Origin of the sequence: Frondihabitans sp. VKM Ac-2883 (assembly GCF_015350875.1) — a bacterium.
Taxonomy (GTDB): Bacteria; Actinomycetota; Actinomycetes; order Actinomycetales; family Microbacteriaceae; genus Frondihabitans.
The window spans coordinates 188,448-208,819 of the sequence record NZ_JADKSF010000003.1; the positions used below are offsets into that span (position 1 = coordinate 188,448).

Below are 20,372 nucleotides of genomic sequence, written 5' to 3' on the forward strand. Positions count from 1 at the left end.
CGTCGGGGTGGCCGATTCAAGTCGGTCGAGGTGCGGGTTAGGCGCGCGCGGCAGCTACTCGTGCGGCGAACGGGGCGACGAGCGGGTGCCCGGCATCGAGGCCCGTGATCGTCGTCGCGACGGTCTCGTCGTCGAGCGAGGTGTCGGCCAGCATCGCCTGCAGCTCGACGCTCTGCTCGTCGTCGGCGACGTCGAACTTCAACGCTGCGCCCATCGCGTCGAGCAGCGCCGTCGGCTCGGTTCCCGACTCGGCGATGGCCGCACCGGGCGATACAAACCGCTCGTCTCGCGACAGCTTGCGGAGCGGTTGGCGACCAACACGGGTAACCGTGTCGGGCAGGCTCGCGTTCTCGAAGCGCGTCAGGATCGCCGCGACGTATTTCGCGTGCTCGGCCGGGTCGAGCTCGTGCTTGGCGATGAGCAGCGCGCTCGTCTCAGTGAGGACTGCCTCGACGGCGGTACGGACCTCGGGCAGCGCGATGGCGTCCGAGATCTTTTCGGCGCCGGCGGCGAAACCGAAGTACGCCGTCGTCGCGTGGCCGGTGTTGACGGTGAAGAGCTTCCGCTCGATCGAGGCTTCGAGACCGTCGACCCAGTGGACTCCCGGAATCTCGGGCTCAGCGCCCTCGAACGGCGTGCGGTCGATGGCCCACTCGAAGTAGGTCTCGACGGTGACGTCGAGGCCCTGGCCCGGGGCCTGCGCCGGCACGATGCGGTCGACGGCAGTGTTGGCGAAGATCGCTTTCGCGAGCGAAGGATCCGAGGCTCCGCCCGGCAGGGCGGCGACGATGAACTCCTCGAGACGGTCGGTCGCGTTGATCGCATTCTCGCAGGCGAGAACGGCGAGTTTGGGCAGCGCGGCGTCGCGCGCTGCGAGGCCCTCGGCGATCGCCGGCGCGATGAAGCGCAGCACGTTCGGGCCCACGGCGCAGGTGACGATGTCGGCGGTGGCGACGGCCTGGACGACCGCCGCCGGATCGGCCGACGAGTTGAGCGCGCGGAACCGAGTGACCTCGTGGTCGCGGGCACCCGTTCCGACCTCGTGCACCACATAGGAGTCGGCGGCGGCGAGTTCGTCGATCAGCTCGGCGTTGACGTCAGAGAAGACGACCTCGTAACCGGCCTCGTGCAGCAGCAGGCCGACGAAGCCGCGGCCGATGTTACCGGCGCCGAAGTGGACGGCGGTGCCGGGAGTCGAGTCGGTGCTGTCGCTCACTCGTTGACCTCTTCGAGCTGCGTAAAGATCTCGTCGACGCCGTCGGCATCGCGAAGCGCCTGCACCTGGTCGTCGTCGGAGAAGATGATCGCGATCTTGGAGAGGATGTCGAGGTGCTCGTTCTCGATGCCGGCGATGCCGACGACGAAGTGGACGGGGTTGCCGTCCCAGTCGATCGGGGTCGTGTAGCGGACGAATGAGAGGGCCGACTTCAGGATCGCGTTTTTCGCCTCGTTGGTGCCGTGCGGGATCGCAAGGAAGTTGCCCATGTAGGTCGAGACGCTCTTCTCGCGCTCGATCATGGCGGGCAGGTAGTCGGCGGTGACCGAGCCCGCCTCCAGAAGGATCTCGCTGGCCTCTCGCATCGCCTCCAACTTGGTGGTGGCGGTGCCTTCGGCTTTGATCTGGCTCTTCTGCAGGACGGAATCGGTCATAACTCTGATGCTACTTTCGTTCGACGGACGGCGCCCTCGAAAGGGCGCCGTCCTTGGTGTGAATCGTGAGCCGGGTCGGATCCTTGAGCAATTCGACCCGGCCGCGGATCAGTTCCGGTGCGAGATCTCGTTGACGACCTCGTCGTACTTCGGCGAGTTCATGAAGTTGTCGACGGAGATGTGCTGGGCAGTGGGGTTCTTCTGCTTGGCACGGGCGGTCAGATCCTGGTGCGTGATGATGAGCTGCTCGTCACCGGTGAGGTTGGCGATCGACTTGTTGAAGACCGTGACCCCTTCGATGCCGGCCTTCTTGATCTTGTTGCGGAGCACGCTCGCACCCATGGCGCTGGAGCCCATTCCGGCGTCGCAGGCGAACACGATGTTGTCGATGCGCGTCGCCGTCGTGGTTCCGCCGGCGGTTCCGACGCCGCCGAAGGAGGACTCGGCCTCTTCTTCGGTCGCGGGGGCGTTGTTGCCGAACAGCGCGGTGGTCGCGGCGTTGGCGTCGCGGCCTTTGGAGGCCTGCATCTTCGCGAGCGCCTCGGTCATGTCGCCGGCGCCCTCACGAGCCAGGTCGCTCTTGCGGCTGGCGATGAGGAGCAGCGAGGCGACGACACCCGAAACGGCTGCCGAGAGGACGACCGAGAGGATCACGCCGACGTAGCTGTCACGCGACGTGTTGGCCAGGACGGCGATGATCGAGCCGGGCGAGGCCGGTGCGACGAGACCCGAGTTGAACGCGACGTTCGTGCCGACGCCGGTGGCGCCACCGAGGATGACGGCAAGCAGCAGCTGAGGCTTCTGCAGTACGAACGGGAAGTAGATCTCGTGGATTCCACCGAAGAACTGGATGATGATCGCGCCGGGAGCCGAGGCACGGGCCGCACCGATTCCGAAGAAGGTGAAGGCGAGGAGGATTCCGAGACCGGGGCCGGGGTTGGCCTCGAGCAGGAACAGGATCGACTTGCCGGAGTCCTGGACCTGCTGGGCGCCGAGCTGGTCGAGCACGCCGTGGTTGATCGCGTTGTTGAGGAACAGGATCTTGGCGGGCTCGATGATGATGCTGGCGAGCGGCAGCAGACCGGCGTTGATGAGGGTCTCGACCGCGTTGCCGAGGCCGGTGGCGATCAGCTTGAAGAGCGGCGCGAGCCAGAAGAAGCCGATGAGGGCGAGAGCGAAGCCGAGGATGCCGGCGGCGTAATTGTTGACCAGCATCTCGAAGCCGGGCTTGATCTTGCCGTCCCAGATGCGGTCGAGGCGCTTGATGAGGAATGCGCCGAGGGGGCCACAGACCATCGCACCGAGGATCATGATGGTGCCGTTCGCACCGACGATGACACCCATGGCCATGATCGATCCGACGACGGCGCCGCGGGTGTCATAGACCATGCGGCCACCCTGGAAGGCGATCGCGAGGGGGATCAGGTAGGTGAGGATCGGCGAGACGAGGCCGATGTTGGCCACCCCGTCGGTGGTGCCGAAGCCGCCGAGGATGCCGACCGGAGTCCAGCCGGTCTCGATGAAGAAGGCGGTGATGAAGCCCCACGCGATGAAGATCGCGATGTTGGGCATGACCATGCCGGAGAGGAAGGCACCAAAGCGCTGGATGCGAACGCGGGCGCCTTCGCTTTCCTTCACTCGGGCGTCAGGAGACGTCGTTGTCATTGTCGGATCTTTCTGTCGTGTGGTGGGGGGTTGTGATGCGGGAGGGAAGGGTTGCTGATTACGAGGTGGAGACGGAGGACGCCGCCGCGGCACGAGCCGCAGCAGCCGACGGAGCGGCGACGGCGGCCTGAGCCATCGCCTTCGCCTCGTCGAGGGTGTGAGTCGAGAGTTCCGCGCGCACATCGGCCAGGGCCGCGGGCGTCATGGAGAGGGTGGTGGCGCCGAGGCCGACGAGCACGACTGCGAGGAGCGGATCGCTCGCCGCCTCACCGCAGATGCCCACGCCCTTCGATGCCCGAGCGCCGGCCTCGCCGAGCTGGGCGACGAGGCGCAGAACTGCCGGGTGCCAGGGATCCTGGTAGGAGGCGACGGTGCCGAGCATGCGGTCGGCGGCCATCGTGTACTGGGTGAGGTCGTTGGTGCCGATCGAGACGAAGTCAGCGACACCGAGCACCTGGTCGGCCATCAGTGCGAGCGATGGGACCTCGGCCATGACTCCGGCGGTCTTGATGCCGAGCTCGCGAGCCAGGTCGACGAAGTACTCGGTCTCTTCGACGTCGGCGACCATCGGCGCCATGACCCAGAGGTCGGCGTCGGTCTCGGCGTCTGCTTCGGCGAGCGCCGTGAGCTGGTCGCGGAGGATCTGCTCGTGGGCGCGGAGGGCACGGAGGCCGCGGCGACCGAGGGCCGGGTTCTCTTCGCCCGTGTCGGTGAGGAACGGCAGAGGCTTGTCGGCACCGGCGTCGAGGGCACGGACGACGACCTTCTTGCCGGGGAACTCCTTCAGCAGGGCGACGTACGACGCCTTCTGCGAGGCGACGTCGGGGGCGTAGGGCGCGTCGAGGAACAGGAACTCGGTGCGGAACAGCCCGACGCCCTCGGCGCCGAGGGCGACAGCCGCGGCGGCGTCTTTCGGGGAGCCGAGGTTGGCGAGGAGGGGAACCTTCGTGCCATCGGCGAGGGCGCCTGGTGTGAGAGGCGCGGAGGCGGCAGCGAGACGCTCGGCCCGCTTCTGCTCGGCGTCGGCGATCTGCTCGGCGGTGGGGTCGGTCACGACGACTCCGGCAGCGGAGTCGACGATGACGACGTCGCCGTCGCTGAGCTTCTCGGCCTCGGTGACACCGACGATCGCCGTGATGCCCTTGGACCGGGCGAGGATCGCGGTGTGAGACGTGGGACCGCCGTCGCGCGTGATAAGGGCGAGCACCTTGTCGAGGTCGAGAAGGGCCGTGTCGGCCGGTGCGAGGTCGCGGGCGACGAGGATGAAGGGGGTGGCTGATTCGGGCACGCCCGGAGCGTTGACGCCGCGGAGGTGCGCAATGATCCGCTGAGCCACGTCGCCGAGGTCGGCGGCGCGCTCGCCCATGTAGCCGCCCATGCCGCTCAAGATGTCTTGGAACGACTTGAAGGCCGTGAAGACCGCTCGCTCGGGGTTCGTGCCGGAGTCGATCTGCGCGTGGACGTCATCGAGGATCGAGGGATCCTGAGCCATGAGGGCCTGTGCCTCGAGAACGGCCTGCGCGTCTCCGCCGGCTGCCGCGCCTCGCGTGCCGAGATCAGCGGCGACGAACGCCAGCGCCTCGCCGACTCGGGCCTTGGCGTCGGCCGCGTCGCCCTGGAGAGGGGTCTGGTCGGGTTCGCCGAGTGGTTCGGCCATACGGAGGACGGGACCGGACGCGGTACCGCGACCTACGCCTACACCGGTCAGTTCGGGCATCCGAGACTCCTTCATCTGGGCTGAGCTGTCTGGGAGCGACTGTCGTCGCATGACTAACGCGCACGAGGCGCAAGGACGACCATACCTCGAAGTGAATTGACAAACAAACAAAATCAGGGCTAAAAATGCACCAACAGACATTTGTTTGCGCTTGGTTGGGTTCCGGATCCGAGTTTGCGACCCCGAAGATGCCCATTTCTCACCGATGAGGACCGATGTACGCTCCAGAACGCCACCTCCGCATCGTCGAAGAGGCTCGGCAGCACGGTCGGGTCGATGTCCGAGACCTCGCCGAATTGCTCGAGGTCACTCCCGAGACCATCCGTCGCGACCTCACCAGCCTGGAGCGGCGAGGGTTGGTCCGTAGGGCCCACGGCGGGGCGATCCCCGTGGAGCGCATCACCTTCCACCCGGGCGTCGGCGACCGAGGCGGCATCAACACGGCCGAGAAGATGGTCATCGCACAGGCGGCCGTCGACGAGATCCCCGAGAACGGCTCGATCATCATCGACGCCGGCACCTCGACGATCCTGCTCGCCCAGATGCTGCCGTCTGACCGCGGCCTAACAGTCGTGACGCATTCGCTGCCGGTGGCCATGGCCGTCGCCAACCGCCCGGGCATCGACCTCCACCTGCTCGGCGGCAGCATCCGCCGTGACTCGCTCGCCGGGGTCGGCACCTGGACGCACCAGCTCGTCGGCATGGTCTCGGTCGACACCGCGTTCCTCAGCGTCGGCGGAATCACTCCAGAACGGGGTCTCACCACCCACAACATCTCGGAGGCGGCCGTGAAGTCGGCCCTCATCAAGTCGGCCCGCCGAAGCGTTCTCCTGGCAGATCACACCAAGTTCGGCCGAGAGGAGTTCGGTCGCGTCGCACCCATCGCCGCGATCGATACGATCATCACTGACCCGAGCGTCAACCTCGATCTCGTCCGCGAGGTCGAGGGGGCCGGCACCGAGGTCTTCTGGCCTGGCCGCGCCTGATCGTCGACCACCATCACCATCTAGCCACTTCCCTTGGAGGAGTCATGTCCGAAGCCACCCGTACCGTCACCGTCGCCTCGTCGTCCGGCCTGCACGCCCGACCCGCGTCGCTGTTCGTCCAGACGGTCACGGCCTCCGGCCACCAGGTCACCATCGCGAAGGGCGACAAGTCGGTCAACGCGGCGAGCATCCTGGGCCTGCTCGGCCTCGGTGTGAACACGGGCGACGAGGTCGTCCTCACCGTCTCGGGCGACGACGCCGAGACCACCGCCGACTCCCTGGTCGAGTTCCTCACGACCGACCACGACGCAGCCTGACCACTCCCCTGATCCCCTCTGGCGCCCTCGACACTCATGTCGGCGGGCGCCAGTAGTCTTTTCGGCATGGGTTCACGTCTCCGTCTCGCCACTGTCAACGTCAACGGCATCCGCGCCGCCTACCGCAAGGGCATGGGCGAATGGGTCGAGAGCCGCGACGTCGACATCCTCACGATCCAGGAGGTGCGGGCGTCTACAGACGACATCGAGGGTCTCCTCGGCCCCGAGTGGAACGTGCTCCACGACCCCGCATCCGCAAAGGGTCGTGCGGGTGTAGCTATCGCCAGCCGTAAGAAGGCCGAGATCCACCGCGTCGACCTCGGCCCGACCGACTTCGACAGCGCCGGCCGCTGGTTGGAGGCCGACTACGACGTCGACGGCACAATCGTCACCGTCGTCAGCACCTACGTGCACTCCGGCGAGGTCGACACTCCCAAGCAAGACGAGAAGTGGAAGTTCCTCGACGCCATGTCGAAGCGACTTCCCGAACTCCAGGAGCACAACGAGCTGGCCGTGGTCACGGGCGATCTCAACGTCGGGCACACTCCCCTCGACATCAAAAACTGGAAGGGCAACGTCAAGCGCGCCGGGTTCCTGCCCCGCGAGCGTGCCTACTTCGACCGGTTCTTCGGCGAGGCGGGCACGAGCGTCGAGGGTGTCGACGGCACGACCGGCCCGGGTCTCGGCTGGGTCGATGTCGGTCGCCGGGCCGCCGGCGAGGTCGACGGGCCGTACACCTGGTGGTCGTGGCGCGGTCAGGCCTTCGACAACGATTCCGGTTGGCGCATCGACTACCAGATGGCGACTCCAGCTCTGGCCGACAAGGTCACCTCCTACGCCGTCGACCGTGCAGAGTCGTACGACAAGCGATGGTCCGACCACACCCCTGTCGTCGTCGACTACTCCTTGTAAAACTCTTCCCCCCTTTCCTTCCCCTCTCTTCCTCCGAGGAACGCAATGTCACTCCCCCGTCTCTTCTCCGGCATGCAGCCGTCTGGCGACTCCCTCCACGCCGGCAACTACATCGGCGCCCTCCAGCAGTGGGTGGCGCTGCAAGACACTCACGACGCACTCTTCTGCGTCGTCGACATGCACGCCATCACCGTGCCGCAAGACCCCGAGGTGCTCCGGGCGACCACGCGCCGCACGGCCGCGCAGTACATTGCCGGTGGCATCGACCCGTCGAAGTCCATTCTCTTCATCCAGTCGCACGTGCCGGCCCATGCCGAGCTCGCCTGGGTGCTCAACACGCTCACGGGCTTCGGCGAGGCGAGCCGGATGACCCAGTTCAAAGACAAGTCGGCGAAGCAGGGCGCCGACTCCACATCGGTCGGGCTCTTCACCTACCCGGTGCTGATGGCCGCAGACATCTTGCTCTACGGCACCGAGCTCGTTCCGGTCGGCGACGACCAGAAGCAGCACGTCGAGCTCACGCGCACCCTGGCCGGGCGCTTCAACTCAAGGTTCGGCGAGACGTTTGTCATGCCCGAGCCCTACATCCTCAAAGACACCGCGCGCATCTACGACCTCCAGAACCCGGAGTCGAAGATGAGCAAGTCGGCGGCGAGCGACGCCGGCATCGTCTGGATGCTCGACGAGCCGAAGAAGACCGCGAAGAAGATCAAGAGCGCGGTCACCGACACCGAACGCGAAATCCGCTTCGACCGAGGTGCCAAGCCCGGGGTCTCCAACCTCCTCGCCATCCTGTCGGCCTTCACCGGCACCGCGATCCCCGCGCTCGAAGAGTCGTATGCCGGGCGCGGCTACGGCGATCTCAAGGGCGACGTGGCCGAGGCCGTCGTCGAGAAGTTCACCCCGGTCCGCGAACGCACCCTCGAGCTGCTCGACGATCCCGCCGAGCTCGACCGGGTCCTCGCCCACAACGCCGACCGCGCGGCCGAAATCGCCGAGGCGACTCTGGCGACGGTCTACGACAAGATCGGCTTCGTCCGTCGGGGCCCTTCCGGTCGACAGCTCGGCTGACGACACCATGCTGCCGTTCGTGCTCGAATCGAAGCGGCTGCGGCTCGAAGTGCCGCGGACGGCCGATGTCGGCGCCATCTTCGACGCCTGCCAAGACGAACAGCTCCAGGAGTACACGACGGTGCCGGTGCCGTACACGTTCCGCGACGCCCAGTTCTTCGTCTCGCAGGTGGTCGAGCGCGGCTGGACGACCGGCCGCGAGTACACCTGGGGGCTCCGCGAGCCCGGATCGAGCCTGCTCGTCGGCATGATCAGCATCCGTCTGCTGCACCGCGACGTCGGCTTCTGGTCCGCCGCCGAGGCACGGGGGCGCGGCCTGATGACGGAGGCACTGCGCCTGGTCAGCGACTGGGCCTTCGACGAGGGCCTTCCCGACATCCGGTGGGAGGGCTACGTCGGCAACACCGGCTCGGCCGGAGTCGCCCGCCGTTCCGGCTTCAGGTACACCGGTACGGGCCCCGGGCTCCAGCCCGACCGTGGCGGGCGCCACCCGGAGTGCTGGAAGGGCATTCTCTCGGCTACCGACGACACCACCGAAAAGCCCGGCTGGCCGGCCGAGAGCGTCGCTCGACCCTGAGTCGACTCTCCGCCCCGACCCTGCCTGCCGCGCCACCACTGCTCTCCTGCGACCCTGCCTGGAATACAGCACGGCGGAGGGCGTTGGCTAAGGTCGAACAGCAACCCACTACTCGAAAGCCCGACCAGTGCCCCTCTCCCCCGACCGACTCGCGACTGCGATGCGGCACGCGCTCAGCCTCGCCGCCCACGGTCCGGTCACCGGCCCGCACGCTCGAGTCGGCTGCGTCCTGCTCGACGACGCCGGAGCGACCGTCGCCGAGGGCTGGCACCGCGGGGCCGGCACACCGCACGCCGAGGTCGACGCACTCGCGAAGCTCCCCGGGGGCGACGCACGCGGCCTGACCGCCGTCGTCACGCTCGAGCCCTGCAACCACTGGGGGCGGACGGGCCCGTGCAGCGAGGCCCTCATCGAGGCGGGAATCAATCGAGTCGTCTTCTCCGTCGAGGATCCCGGTGCTCACTCGGGCGGAGGCAAGGAGCGTCTCAGAGACGCCGGCGTCCCGGTCGAGGAGGGCGTCCTGGTCGACGAGGTCTCGGAGTGGATGCGCCGATGGCTGACCGCCGTCCAGCTCGGCAGACCGTTCGTCACCGTGAAATGGGCGTCCAGCCTCGACGGCCGCGCAGCGGCCGCCGACGGCACGAGCCAATGGATCACGGGCGCGGCCGCTCGTCAGCACGTGCACGAGCAGCGTGCGGAGCACGACGCCATCCTCGTCGGAACAGGCACGGTCCTCAGCGACGACCCGAGTCTGACCGCCCGGGGCGACGGCGGCGAGTTGCTCGCGAGCCAGCCCGTGCCGGTGGTCGTTGGCGAGCGGTCCCTGCCGGCGACCAGTCGGATCCTGAAGCACCCTCGCGAGGCGATCGTCACCGGCACGCGCGACCTCGACGCGGTGCTGGCCGACCTGTACGCCCGCGAGATCCGCACCGTGTTCGTCGAGGGCGGGCCGACGGTCGCTTCCGAATTCATCCGTCGGGGTCTCGCCGACGACATCCTCGTCTACCTGGCGCCGACCCTGATCGGCGGCCCCGGGCTCGCCCTCGGCGACCTCGGCGTCGACACGATCGACGGGCAGCACCGTCTCACCGTGACGCACGTCACACCCCTCGGCGACGATCTCGCGATCCTCGCCCGCACCCGGAGCGGGAGCTCTTCATGACCGACACCCCCGCGGTTCGACCGCACGTCTCATTTGAAGTCGAGACCACCGTTCCGACGACGCACGGCACGTTCCGCATGCGCGCCTACCGCGACCTCGACACCGGCGCCGACCACATTGCCATCGTGTCGGGGCGTCCCGCCGACGGGGCGATCGTGCGCGTGCACTCGGAGTGCCTCACCGGTGAAGCGTTCGGGTCGCTCAAATGCGAGTGCGGGCCCCAACTCGACGCCGCCCTCGACACCATTCGCGACCACGGCGGCGTGGTGATCTACCTCCGGGGCCACGAGGGCCGAGGCATCGGCCTCATCAACAAGCTGCGCGCCTACAAGCTGCAGGAGGAGGGCCTCGACACGCTCGACGCGAACCTCGCGCTCGGACTCCCCGCCGACGCCCGCGAGTACGTCGCGGCCGCCGACATCCTGCGCGACCTCGGCATCACGTCGGTGCGGCTGCTGTCGAACAACCCCGACAAGCGTCTGCAGCTCACGCAGCACGACATCGAGGTCAGTGAGATGGTGCCCCTCGTCGTCGGCGTCGGCACATTCAACGAGTCGTACCTCGACACCAAGCGCGACCGGATGGGTCACCAGCTTCCAGGGTCGCTCGGTACCGCCTGAGTTCACGAAACCGTGCCGCGCGGTTCGACGGGCCGGGCGTGTCGTAGTAATCTGCCACTCGGCTGTTACAAACGGCCGATCACTTCCCCGGTGGCGACGATGCTCGGGAGCCCCGCCTCACCCCGCGCCGCCTCTCGAAGCGCCTCTCCGCCGCCTCTCGCGGTGCGATCTTTCGGGCTCGCACCCTGCACGTCAGCGACGGAGACACTCGCATGTCAGCCCGCACCACCACGCCCGCAACACCCGGCAAGCCCACCACGACCGGCTCCGACGCCGCGCCGGTGAACTCGCGCTCCCGCGTCATCGTCGCGAGCCTCATCGGCACCTCTATCGAGTTCTACGACTTCTACGTCTACGCGACCGCGGCAGTGCTGGTGTTCCCCACCCTCTTCTTCGCGAACTCCGACCCGACGATCGCTCTGCTCCAGTCGTTCGCGGTCTTCGGCGTCGCCTTCGTCGCCCGGCCGGTCGGCTCGATCGTCTTCGGCCACTTCGGCGACCGCATCGGTCGGAAGAACACCCTCATCGCATCGCTGCTCACGATGGGCATCGCGACGTTCTTGATCGGACTCATTCCCGCCGGCACAACTACCGGATGGTCGATTCTGGCTCCGACGTTCCTTGTGATCCTCCGATTCGCGCAGGGCTTCGGCCTCGGCGGCGAGTGGAGCGGGGCGGCGTTGCTCGCGACAGAGAACGCCCCCAAGGGCAAGCGCGCCATCTACGGCACGTTCCCGCAGCTCGGTGCACCAATCGGCTTCATGATCGCCAACGGGCTGTTCCTGGTGCTCAACGTGTCGATGTCGGCCGAGGCGTTCGCGAGCTGGGGCTGGCGCATCCCGTTCCTCGGCTCTGCGCTCCTCGTCGCGGTCGGCCTCTACGCCCGGTTCAAGCTCGTCGAGACCCCCGCGTTCACCAAGGTCATCGAGACCGGAAACGTGTCGAAGCTCCCCCTCGGCCGCGTGTTCCGCACCAGCTGGCGTCAGCTGATCCTCGGCACGTTCATCATGCTGGCGACCTACACGCTCTTCTACCTGATGACTACGTTCACGCTCACTTACGGCACGACGCCAGCCGACGCCCCCGTGGCCGGGCTCGGCTACACCCGCGAGAAGTTCCTGCTCATGCTCATCGTCGGTGTCGCGTTCTTCGGCATCTTCACGCTCGTGTCGGGGCCGCTGGCCGAGCGCTTCGGTCGGCGACGCCTCCTGCTCGTGGTGACCAGTGGGATCCTCGTCTTCGGCTTTTTGTTCACCCCGCTCTTCGGGGCCGGGTTCGCCGGTGCGCAGGGTCTGCTGATCGTCGGGTTCATCCTCATGGGGCTCACCTTCGGGCCGATGGGTGCGGTGCTGCCGGAGCTGTTCCCCGCGAACGTCAGATACACAGGATCCGCCATCAGCTACAACTTTGCGAGCATCCTGGGCGCCGCAGTCGCCCCCTTCATCGCCGTGGCGCTCTGGAAAGCCGCCGAGGGAAGCACCTGGCTCGTCGGCGTCTACCTGTCGGCGATGGCGCTCATCACGCTCGTAGCGCTGGTGCTCAGCAAAGAAACGCGCGACGTCGACTACGGCGAGAACCTGAGCTAGCCGTCTGGCTGTTATCCACAGACCCGAGGGATTCGTGGGCGGTGTCGGACGGCGAGGCTAAAATCGACGGAGCACCCACCAGAAGGACAGAATGAGCTCCGACACCGACTCGCGCCCCACCGCTTCTCCGACCGCGTCGGTGCCCTCTGCCGCATCGGCGTCTTCGTCCGCTGCGGGTTCGTCGGGTTCGGCGTCTTCATCAGATTCGGCGTCTTCGTCAGGTTCGGCATCCGGCACGAAGAAGCGCGCGCGTCGCCCTCGCCCGCCGCGTCTCGACCGAAACGGGCGGCCCATTCCCGAGGGGCCCAGAGCGAAGTTCAGCCAGCTGCTGCCCTACCTCTTCGAGAACAAACCGGTGCTCTTCGTGATCGTCGGGCTCAGCGTTCTCGGTGCGGCCGCATCGCTGGCGCAGCCTCTGCTCGTTCAGCAGGTGATCGGCTTCGTCCAGGCCAACAAGCCCCTGGGCCCGTTGGTCTTCGCTCTCGTCGCCCTGGTGGTCGTCTCGGGCCTGGTCAACGGGTTCCAGCACTACCTCCTCCAACGAACGGGTGAGGCGGTCGTGCTCTCGAGCCGCCGCCGACTCGTCGCACGGATGCTCAACCTCCCCATCAGCGAATTCGATGCGCGACGGACGGGCGACCTCGTGTCGCGCGTCGGCTCCGACACCACCCTGCTCCGGGCCGTCCTCACGCAGGGGCTCGTAGATGCGGTCGGTGGCTCGCTCACCTTCATCGGCGCCATCATCGGCATGGCCATCATCGATCCCGTGCTGCTGGCCCTCACTGTGCTGATCGTGGCCATCTCGGTCGTGGTCGTCGTAACGCTGTCGCGGCGGATCCGCGTTGCCAGCCAGCGGGCCCAGCGCAAGGTCGGCGACCTGACCGCCGCCGTCGAGCGCGCCATCTCGTCTATTCGCACTGTCCGGGCGTCCGGGGCCACGGAGCGCGAAATCGATGCCATCGACGTCGATGCCCGCGGCGCCTACGACCGCGGTCTCGAGGTGGCGAGCGCCTCCGCCGTCGTCGTGCCGATCGCCAGCATCGCCATGCAGGTGTCGTTCCTGGTCGTCCTCGGAGTGGGCGGCTACCGTGTCGCGACCGGTGCCGACACGATCGCCGACCTCGTGTCGTTCATTCTGTTCCTGTTCCTCATGATCATGCCTCTCGGCCAGGCGTTCGGCGCCGTCACGAGTGTCAACTCCGCGCTCGGTGCTCTCGGCCGCATCCAAGAGATCATCGATCTCCCCGGTGAGACCGCGAACGACGAGGCTCTGGCCCGAGCGGCTGCGACTACCGGAACCGTGGCCGAGTCCGACCACTCGCTGACCTTCGAGGGCGTCGAGTTCAGCTACCCGACCGCTCCTCCCAGCGAGGAGGAGCTCCTCGCCCCCGTCACCCCCAAGGCCGCATCGTCATCAGGCGTCGAGTCCGGCCTGACAGTGCTCCGTGGCGTCTCGTTCACCGCGCCCCAGGGCAAGCGCACCGCGCTCGTCGGGCCGTCAGGTGCCGGTAAGTCGACCATCCTCGCGCTCATCGAACGCTTCTACGATCCGACGGCCGGCGTGATCCGACTCGGCGGCGTCGACATCCGGGCTCTCGATCGCTTCGAGCTCCGCGCTCAGATCGGCTACGTCGAGCAAGACGCTCCCGTGCTCGCCGGCACGATCCGAGACAACCTCGTGCTCGGCGCTCCCGGCGCCACCGACGACGACTGCCGTCGCGTGCTCGAGGCCGTCAACCTCACCGCCGTTCTCGAGCGCGGCGAGCACGGCCTCGACGCTCAGGTCGGCGAAGACGGCGTGATGCTGTCCGGTGGCGAGAAGCAGCGCCTCGCCATCGCGCGCACCCTTCTCGCGGCACCGCCGATCCTTCTGCTCGACGAGTCGACCTCGTCTCTCGACGGCATCAACGAGCAGCGTCTCCGCGAGGCGATCGACGCCGTCGCCGAGAACCGCACGCTGATCATCATCGCCCACCGCCTCTCGACGGTTGTCGACTCCGACCAGATCGTCGTGCTCGACGAGGGCTCCGTGGTCGGTGTCGGTACGCACTCCGAGCTGGTTCAGTCCACGCCGCTCTACCGCGATCTCGCCAAGCACCAGCTGCTCGTGTAGTTCGCGGCTGCTGGCTGACTTCGGCTGCACCCGCACGATCGGCTCACACCCGCCCGATCGGCTCGCACCCGCACGATCGGCTCGCACCCGCGCGATCGGCTCACACTCGCGCGATCGGCCTAAGCAGTTGCCCTGGCTGGCGGGTGCACGCCGCTCTTGCGGTTCTAGGCCGATGGTGCGGGCCATCGCAGAGGCTGCACGGGCGAACGGCGATAGCTCCCCCCGCGAGATGGCCTAATCGACGGGAGCTAGCCACGCTCGACGTAGGTAGGGCCATCTCGCGGCGTGCGGGCGGACAGTGCCGGGCAGCCCACGACGCCGAGATCGCAGTTGAGGTCGATCGCACCGGACGCCAAATGCGATCTCGGCGCAGGTAATGAGCCTCAACGAGAAGGCCTAATCGACGGGAGCTAGCCACGCTCGACGTAGGTAGGGCCATCTCGCGGCGTGGGGGCGGGCCTGGGCGGACCCACGACGCCGAAATCGCAGTTGAGGTCGATCGCACCGGACGCCAAATGCGATCTCGGCGCCGCCACGAGCCTCAACGAGATGGCCTAATCGACGGCGTTTAGCCACGCTTATCGTAGATACGGCCATCTCGCGGCAGGCGGGAGGGCCCGGGCAGCCCACGACGCCGAGATCGCACTTGAAGTCGCCGGCACCCGACGCGAAGTGCGATCTCGGCGCCGGCAGAAGCAAAAGCTAGCGCAGCGCGACTACACGACCTCGATGCCCGCAGCACGCATCTCGTCGAGAGCCGCCGCGCTCGAGCGAGGGTCGACGCCCGCGACGAGGTCGCCGAGCACGCGCACCCGCCCAGCACCAACACCGCCAGCACCGGCACCAGCACGCGAACCACCCGCGCCCGCCCCGAGCAGCGCCACCGCGTCGAGCGCCGAGGCCCGCACGCAGTAGTCGGTCGCGATGCCGACCACGTCGACCGAGTCGACTCCGGCTCGGGCCAGTACCGACGCCACGCGCGAGCCGTCGTCGGTCACGCCCTCGAACATCGAGTACGCGGGCTCGCCCATCCCTTTGCACACGTGCACATCGATCAGAGACGTGTCGAGGCTCGGGTGGTAGTCCGCGCCGACAGTGCCGGCCACGCAGTGCACGGGCCAGGTAGTAACAAAATCAGGATCCGCGCCCCCCGCAAAATGCCCACCGTTGTCGTTCCCTGCATCGTGCCAGTCCCGCGACGCCACCACGAGGTCGTAAGCGGCAGACGCACCCGAGGCAGAAGCGCCAGACACACCCGAGGCACCGCCGGCACCAGCACCCCCGGCACCACCCCGCACCAACGCCGTGATCCCCCGCGCGACCGCCGCTCCCCCGTCGACGCCGAGCGCTCCGCCCTCCGTGAAGTCGTTCTGCACGTCGACGATGAGGAGCGCGCGCGTCACGAGTTGGTCAGGTTGGCGCCGCACGAGTACGCGGCCGTGGTCAGCGTGTCGAGCGCCTCGCGGGCTGTGCCGGTGACGTTGCCGATGGCGTAGAACGCGAACGCCAGCTTGGTGCCGTCTTTCGCGTCGATCGTTCCGGCGAGCGTGTAGGCGCTGTCGATCCAACCGGTCTTGGCGTGGACGGCCCCACGGGCGACGGCGTTCGCGCCGGTGAACCGTGTCGCCAGGGTGCCGCTCTGGCCCGAGACGGGCAGGGCGTCGTACAGCACCCCGAGGGATCCTTCGCGGTTCAGCACCTTGATCATCAGGTTCGCCTCGAAGGCCGTCGGAACGCCGTTGTTGGCGCTCTCGCCCGAGCCGTCGACGATCTTGATCTTCGACGAGTCGAGGCTGTACGCCTTCTTGAGGGCCGCCTGGTAGACGCTGGTGAGGGATGCGGCCGAGCCGTCGGATCCTGAGACCTTCGACGAGACGCGAGCGAACATCTCGGCCAGCGTGTTGTCGCTGTTGGGGATCATCTGCCCGACGAGGGTCGACACCGGCTGCGACTGCACCTGCCCCAGCACGGTCTTGCTGGTCGCGACGCCGCGGGTGAGAGGGGCCGTCGAGGCGCCCTTGACCCCGGCTGCGGCGAGGGCCGCGCGGAAGGCCTCACCGGCACGGCCGACGGGGTCGGTGCTGCGCGGGCTCGTCGCCAGGGCAGGGTTGGCACGATCGCCGTCAACCATGAGCGCGACGACCTCGGGCTGGTAGCCGATGGTGCGCTCGGTGAGGGGCCAGCTGGCGTCGTAGCGGTCGGCGTCGTTCCAGAAGCTGTCGTCGAGCTGGATCGACTTGAGCGTCTTCGAGCCGAGGCGCGATTTGACCTGCGTGGCTAGGTCGCTGAGCTTCGGCGCTCCGCTGTAGACGCTCTCCGAACCGGCCGGCGTGGCCGAGAGAGTGGCGTCGCCGCCCCCGACGAGCGTGATGTCGCCGTCTTTGCCGACGACCTTGGTCGTGAAGCGGTAGTCGGGGCCGAGCACCGAGAGCGCGGTCGCCGTCGTGAGCGTCTTCATCACGCTTCCGGTGCGCGCCGGGGTCTGGCCGTTGCGGTCGAAGAGGGTCGCACCGGTCGCTGCGTTCACGACCGTGCCTTCGAAGGTGCCGAGGCGGCCGTCGGCTGCCGCAGAAGCGACGGAGCACGTGCGCAGCGGCACGGGCGAGGCGACGGGCGACGGTTTGGCACGCTCGGCCGACGCGGTCGCTTTCGGGGTCGAGGTGGCCTTGGGGGTGGCCTTCTTCGTCGACGAAGCGGACGATGACGGCGTCGTATCGGCGATTGCACCCGCCTGCGTCAAGGGCGCCGTCGGGGCCGTCGCCGCACCGGCTGCGAGCGCGGAGCCGCCGAACAGCACCAGCGCCAGGGCCCCTCCGGTGATCGCGGAGCCGCGCGGGTGGGAGCGAATGAAGGCGGTGGCGCGGGAAAGCGGGCCGGCCGAGGTGGCCTCGTCGTCGGAAGTCATCCAGGCCATCCTACGAAACGTCAGCGAGAACGCCAGCCCCCGAGCGAGGCTGGCCCCTACCTGCCGCCGGGATACACGACGCCGAGCTGGCGTCGCACCTCGTCCATCGTCTCCATGACCGCGATCGACGCGGCCGGCGTGAGGGCGGCGTCGTCGCTCCAGCCCTCGTCGACGAGGCGCGCCAGCTCGAACGCCTGGAACTGCATTCCGCGCAGCCCGTCGTCGTCGGCGTCGTAGCGCGTCACCAGCGACCCGTCGGCGGTGTACACGCTGAACCCCGACGGGGCGAAGAACGTGTCGTCGATCTCGATACGGCCGTCGGTACCGTCGATCCGGGCGCTGTTGACGAGCGCGACGTCGAGGGCGCTGTAGATCAGCGAGGTCGCTCCTCCGTCATGCGACAGCACGACACCTGACGACCGGTCGACGCCGCGGTCGCTCAGCACTCCGCTGGCGCTGACCGAGGTCGGCGCACCCAGCACGTCGAGCGCGAACGCCACCGGGTAGACCCCGAGGTCGAGCAGAGCCCCGCCACCGAGCGCCGGGTCGTTGAGACGGTGGTCGGGGTCGCTCGGCAGCTTCTGCGCGTGCGTACCGGTGAAGAGACGGAGGTCGCCGATGGCTCCCGAACGCAGGATCCGACGGAGCTCCCGATTCTGCGGCAGGAATCGCGTCCACATCGCCTCCAGCGCGATCACGCCGGCTTGCTCTGCCGCGGCGTAGACCTCGCGTGCCTCGTCGGCGTTCAGCGTGATCGGCTTCTCGATCAGCACGTGCTTGCCGGCGGCGATGGCGAGGAGGGCCTGGTCTCGATGGAAGGCGTGCGGGGTGGCGATGTAGATCGCATCGACGGTGTCGTCAGCCACCAGCGCTTCGTAGCTGCCGTGCGCCTGGGCGATGCCGAACTCGTCGGCGAACTTCTGTGCGGTGGCCGGCGTGCGCGAGCCGACCGCGGTCACGTCGAGGTCGACGCCCTGTTCGCGAGCACCGACGAGGTCGGCGACGAAGGTGGAGGCGATACCGCCCGGACCGAGGATTCCCCAGCGAATACGTGACATGGGTCGATCCTGTCAGATGTCGAGGTCGGCGGCCCTCGCGTACGAGGACTGCGCCCCGAGGCCGTGGATCGCGAAGCTGCCAGCACGGGTGCCGAGGCTCACCGCGTCGGCGAGCGAGCTGCCACGGGCGATCGCTGAGGCCATCGCGCCGGTGAAGGCGTCGCCTGCCCCGGTCGTGTCGACGACCTCGCCGGTCGCCTCCGCGGGTGCGTGCCCGGTCGCGTCGGATGTCGCCCAGATCGCTCCCTCGGGCCCGAGCGTGATGACGACCGATCGTGCCCGCGACCGAAGGGCCGCGAGGGCCCCGTCGGCCCCCTCCCGGTCGGCCACGGGAAGTCCGGTCATCTCGGCGGCCTCGCCCTCGTTGAGCACGAGGGGGTCGGCCAGAGCGATCACGTCGCTCGCGATCGGCGCAAAGGGCGCGAGATTGATCAGAACGCGGAGCCCCGTGTCGGCGGCGGCCCGCACGCTGGCCTCGAGCACGGCAACGGAGAGCTCTCCCTGAAGAGACAGGATCGCCCCGGGCTGCGCCAAGCGCCGCACGGCCCGCGAGGCGCGGTCGGCCGTCACGGTGCTGTTGGCCCCCGAGACGACCGTGATCGAGTTCTCGCCGGCGTCGTCGACCATGATCAAGGCCAGGCCGGTCGGCTGGCTGTCGATGATCGAGACGTCGTCGATCGAGACGCCGTCGGTCTGAAGGGAGCGAAGGATCCGCGCGCCGTCGTCATCCCGACCGACTGCGCCGACGAAGTGGACGTCTGCCCCCAACCGCGCGGCGGCGACGGCTTGGTTCGCGCCCTTGCCGCCGGGCTGCTTGGCGAGGCTCGTCGCGATGGTCGTCTCACCGGGCCGGGGTGACCTCGGGGTGCGGACGAGGTAGTCCTGATTCGCTGATCCGACGACGATGACGCGCGAGCTGTTCACGCGGTCAAGACTGTCACGATCCCGCCCTCAATTCACCGAGCCCCACGCCGAACAGCCGTGCCGAGATGCCGCGCTCGGCGCGGTTGGTGGGGTCCCGTCTCGCCGTCCCGAAACTGCTCGCGCGAGACGGGACCCGGGGGGCGCACCAGCACCGGTGCTCCCTCGCCCGGACGACCCGTCAGCCGAAGCGGCCGTTGACGTAGTCGGAAGTCCGGGGATCCTGGGGGCGGTCGAACATGGCCTCGGTGAGCCCGTGTTCGACGATGGCACCGGGGGTGCCCGCCTCGGCGAGGAAGAAGGCGCAGCGCTTCGAGACGCGCTGGGCCTGCTGCATGTTGTGGGTCACGATGACGATGGTCACGTCGGTTGCGAGCTCGGTGATCGTCCGCTCGATGCGGCGCGTCGACGTCGGGTCGAGTGCGGAGCACGGCTCGTCCATCAGCAGCACTCGCGGGCGCACGGCGAGCGAGCGAGCGATGCAAAGCCGCTGCTGCTGGCCGCCCGAGAGACCGCCGCCCGGCTGGCGCAGGCGGTCCTTCACCTCGGTCCAGAGGCCGGCCTTGAGAAGGGTCTCCTCGACGAGATCCGCCTTCGCCGACTTGTCGAGCTTCACGCCGGTCAGCGCCAGCCCCGAGAGCACGTTGTCTTGGATGCTCATCGCCGGGAACGGGTTGGGCTTCTGAAAGACCATTCCGATCTGACGACGGGCGTCGGTGATGCGGCGGCTCGCGTCGTACACGTCGACGCCGTCGAGCAGCACCTCGCCAGCGAGTGAGGCGCTCGGCACGAGTTCGTGCATGCGATTGAGGATCCGGAGGAACGTGCTCTTACCGCACCCCGAGGGTCCGATCAGCGCCGTCACCTCCCCCGGCTGCATGGTCAGCGACACCCGGTCGAGCACCTTGCGGTCGCCGAACCAGGCGGAGATCGCGCGAGCGTCGAGGGTGGCGAGGGTGGGCAGGGCGGTCGTGTCGACGGCGGGTTCGTCAAACCAGGCGCCGAACTCGGCGGTGGTGGCGAGGCCGGTCGGCACACCGGCGGACGGACCGGAAGGCGCGTCGAGCGGGGCCGTGCCGGACACCGGTGCGGGAACGGGTGCAGTAGTCATG

17 protein-coding genes and 1 pseudogene are annotated in these 20,372 nt (G+C 68.2%); 9 read left to right on the plus strand and 9 right to left on the minus strand.

Going from position 1 to position 20,372, the window contains the following annotated elements; genetic code table 11:
* Positions 1 to 37: 37 nt before the first annotated feature.
* The 4 genes from ITJ49_RS07100 to ptsP all read right to left on the minus strand — a co-directional run bounded on the left by ITJ49_RS07100 (position 38) and on the right by ptsP (position 5,032).
* Positions 38 to 1,216 carry a mannitol-1-phosphate 5-dehydrogenase gene (locus ITJ49_RS07100; protein WP_194603305.1) on the minus strand — a complete coding sequence of 393 codons (1,179 nt, stop codon included), beginning with the start codon at positions 1,214 to 1,216 and terminating at the stop codon, positions 38 to 40.
* Complete coding sequence (locus ITJ49_RS17565; protein WP_228514186.1) at positions 1,213 to 1,650, minus strand: PTS sugar transporter subunit IIA; 438 nt, start codon at positions 1,648 to 1,650, stop codon at positions 1,213 to 1,215. The genes ITJ49_RS07100 and ITJ49_RS17565 overlap by 4 nt, the downstream gene beginning before the upstream one ends.
* A 108-nt stretch (positions 1,651 to 1,758) precedes the next feature.
* Entirely contained in the window at positions 1,759 to 3,315 is a 1,557-nt protein-coding gene (locus ITJ49_RS07105; RefSeq protein WP_228514187.1) for a PTS mannitol transporter subunit IICB, read from the minus strand.
* 58 nt (positions 3,316 to 3,373) lie between these two features.
* Positions 3,374 to 5,032: a phosphoenolpyruvate--protein phosphotransferase gene (gene ptsP, locus ITJ49_RS07110; RefSeq protein ID WP_123942005.1), complete on the minus strand. Its 1,659-nt coding sequence runs from the start codon at positions 5,030 to 5,032 to the stop codon at positions 3,374 to 3,376.
* Positions 5,033 to 5,247: 215 nt separating this feature from the next.
* On the opposite strand from ptsP, the gene ITJ49_RS07115 reads away from it, so the two are divergent.
* From ITJ49_RS07115 to ITJ49_RS07155, 9 genes and pseudogenes are all read left to right on the plus strand, one after another.
* On the plus strand, positions 5,248 to 6,018 hold the full coding sequence (locus tag ITJ49_RS07115) for a DeoR/GlpR family DNA-binding transcription regulator (protein WP_055959507.1): 771 nt from the start codon (positions 5,248 to 5,250) through the stop codon (positions 6,016 to 6,018).
* Between the two features lie 44 nt (positions 6,019 to 6,062).
* Positions 6,063 to 6,335, plus strand: coding sequence for an HPr family phosphocarrier protein (locus ITJ49_RS07120; protein WP_123942003.1), 273 nt, complete (start codon positions 6,063 to 6,065; stop codon positions 6,333 to 6,335).
* A gap of 66 nt (positions 6,336 to 6,401) precedes the next feature.
* On the plus strand, positions 6,402 to 7,247 hold the full coding sequence (locus ITJ49_RS07125; protein ID WP_194603308.1) for an exodeoxyribonuclease III: 846 nt from the start codon (positions 6,402 to 6,404) through the stop codon (positions 7,245 to 7,247).
* 45 nt (positions 7,248 to 7,292) lie between these two features.
* On the plus strand, positions 7,293 to 8,318 hold the full coding sequence (trpS, locus tag ITJ49_RS07130) for a tryptophan--tRNA ligase (RefSeq protein WP_194603311.1): 1,026 nt from the start codon (positions 7,293 to 7,295) through the stop codon (positions 8,316 to 8,318).
* A gap of 19 nt (positions 8,319 to 8,337) precedes the next feature.
* On the plus strand, positions 8,338 to 8,895 hold the full coding sequence (locus tag ITJ49_RS07135; RefSeq protein WP_194603314.1) for a GNAT family N-acetyltransferase: 558 nt from the start codon (positions 8,338 to 8,340) through the stop codon (positions 8,893 to 8,895).
* A 160-nt stretch (positions 8,896 to 9,055) separates the two neighbouring features.
* Positions 9,056 to 10,057: a bifunctional diaminohydroxyphosphoribosylaminopyrimidine deaminase/5-amino-6-(5-phosphoribosylamino)uracil reductase RibD gene (ribD, locus tag ITJ49_RS07140; protein WP_194603994.1), complete on the plus strand. Its 1,002-nt coding sequence runs from the start codon at positions 9,056 to 9,058 to the stop codon at positions 10,055 to 10,057.
* Positions 10,058 to 10,083: 26 nt separating this feature from the next.
* Positions 10,084 to 10,677 (plus strand): annotated as a pseudogene (gene ribA, locus ITJ49_RS07145) (GTP cyclohydrolase II); the annotation flags it as partial.
* A 212-nt stretch (positions 10,678 to 10,889) separates the two neighbouring features.
* Positions 10,890 to 12,263, plus strand: a complete 1,374-nt coding sequence (locus ITJ49_RS07150; RefSeq protein ID WP_194603320.1) for an MFS transporter — start codon at positions 10,890 to 10,892, stop codon at positions 12,261 to 12,263.
* A 91-nt stretch (positions 12,264 to 12,354) separates the two neighbouring features.
* On the plus strand, positions 12,355 to 14,376 hold the full coding sequence (locus ITJ49_RS07155) for an ABC transporter ATP-binding protein (RefSeq protein ID WP_194603323.1): 2,022 nt from the start codon (positions 12,355 to 12,357) through the stop codon (positions 14,374 to 14,376).
* A 716-nt stretch (positions 14,377 to 15,092) separates the two neighbouring features.
* Here ITJ49_RS07155 and ITJ49_RS07160 read toward each other — a convergent pair.
* The 5 genes from ITJ49_RS07160 to ITJ49_RS07180 all read right to left on the minus strand — a co-directional run bounded on the left by ITJ49_RS07160 (position 15,093) and on the right by ITJ49_RS07180 (position 20,371).
* Positions 15,093 to 15,779, minus strand: a complete 687-nt coding sequence (locus ITJ49_RS07160) for an isochorismatase family protein (protein ID WP_194603326.1) — start codon at positions 15,777 to 15,779, stop codon at positions 15,093 to 15,095.
* The gene (locus ITJ49_RS07165) at positions 15,776 to 17,281 is read right to left on the minus strand and encodes a D-alanyl-D-alanine carboxypeptidase/D-alanyl-D-alanine-endopeptidase (RefSeq protein WP_194603330.1); all 1,506 of its coding nucleotides are present in this window, start codon (positions 17,279 to 17,281) and stop codon (positions 15,776 to 15,778) included. Before ITJ49_RS07165 ends, ITJ49_RS07160 begins: the two co-directional genes overlap by 4 nt.
* A gap of 56 nt (positions 17,282 to 17,337) precedes the next feature.
* Positions 17,338 to 18,339, minus strand: a complete 1,002-nt coding sequence (locus ITJ49_RS07170) for a Gfo/Idh/MocA family protein (protein WP_194603334.1) — start codon at positions 18,337 to 18,339, stop codon at positions 17,338 to 17,340.
* Positions 18,340 to 18,351: 12 nt separating this feature from the next.
* The gene (locus ITJ49_RS07175) at positions 18,352 to 19,263 is read right to left on the minus strand and encodes a ribokinase (RefSeq protein ID WP_194603337.1); all 912 of its coding nucleotides are present in this window, start codon (positions 19,261 to 19,263) and stop codon (positions 18,352 to 18,354) included.
* Between the two features lie 178 nt (positions 19,264 to 19,441).
* Positions 19,442 to 20,371, minus strand: a complete 930-nt coding sequence (locus tag ITJ49_RS07180; RefSeq protein WP_194603340.1) for a phosphate ABC transporter ATP-binding protein — start codon at positions 20,369 to 20,371, stop codon at positions 19,442 to 19,444.
* Between the last annotated feature and the right edge of the window lies 1 nt (position 20,372).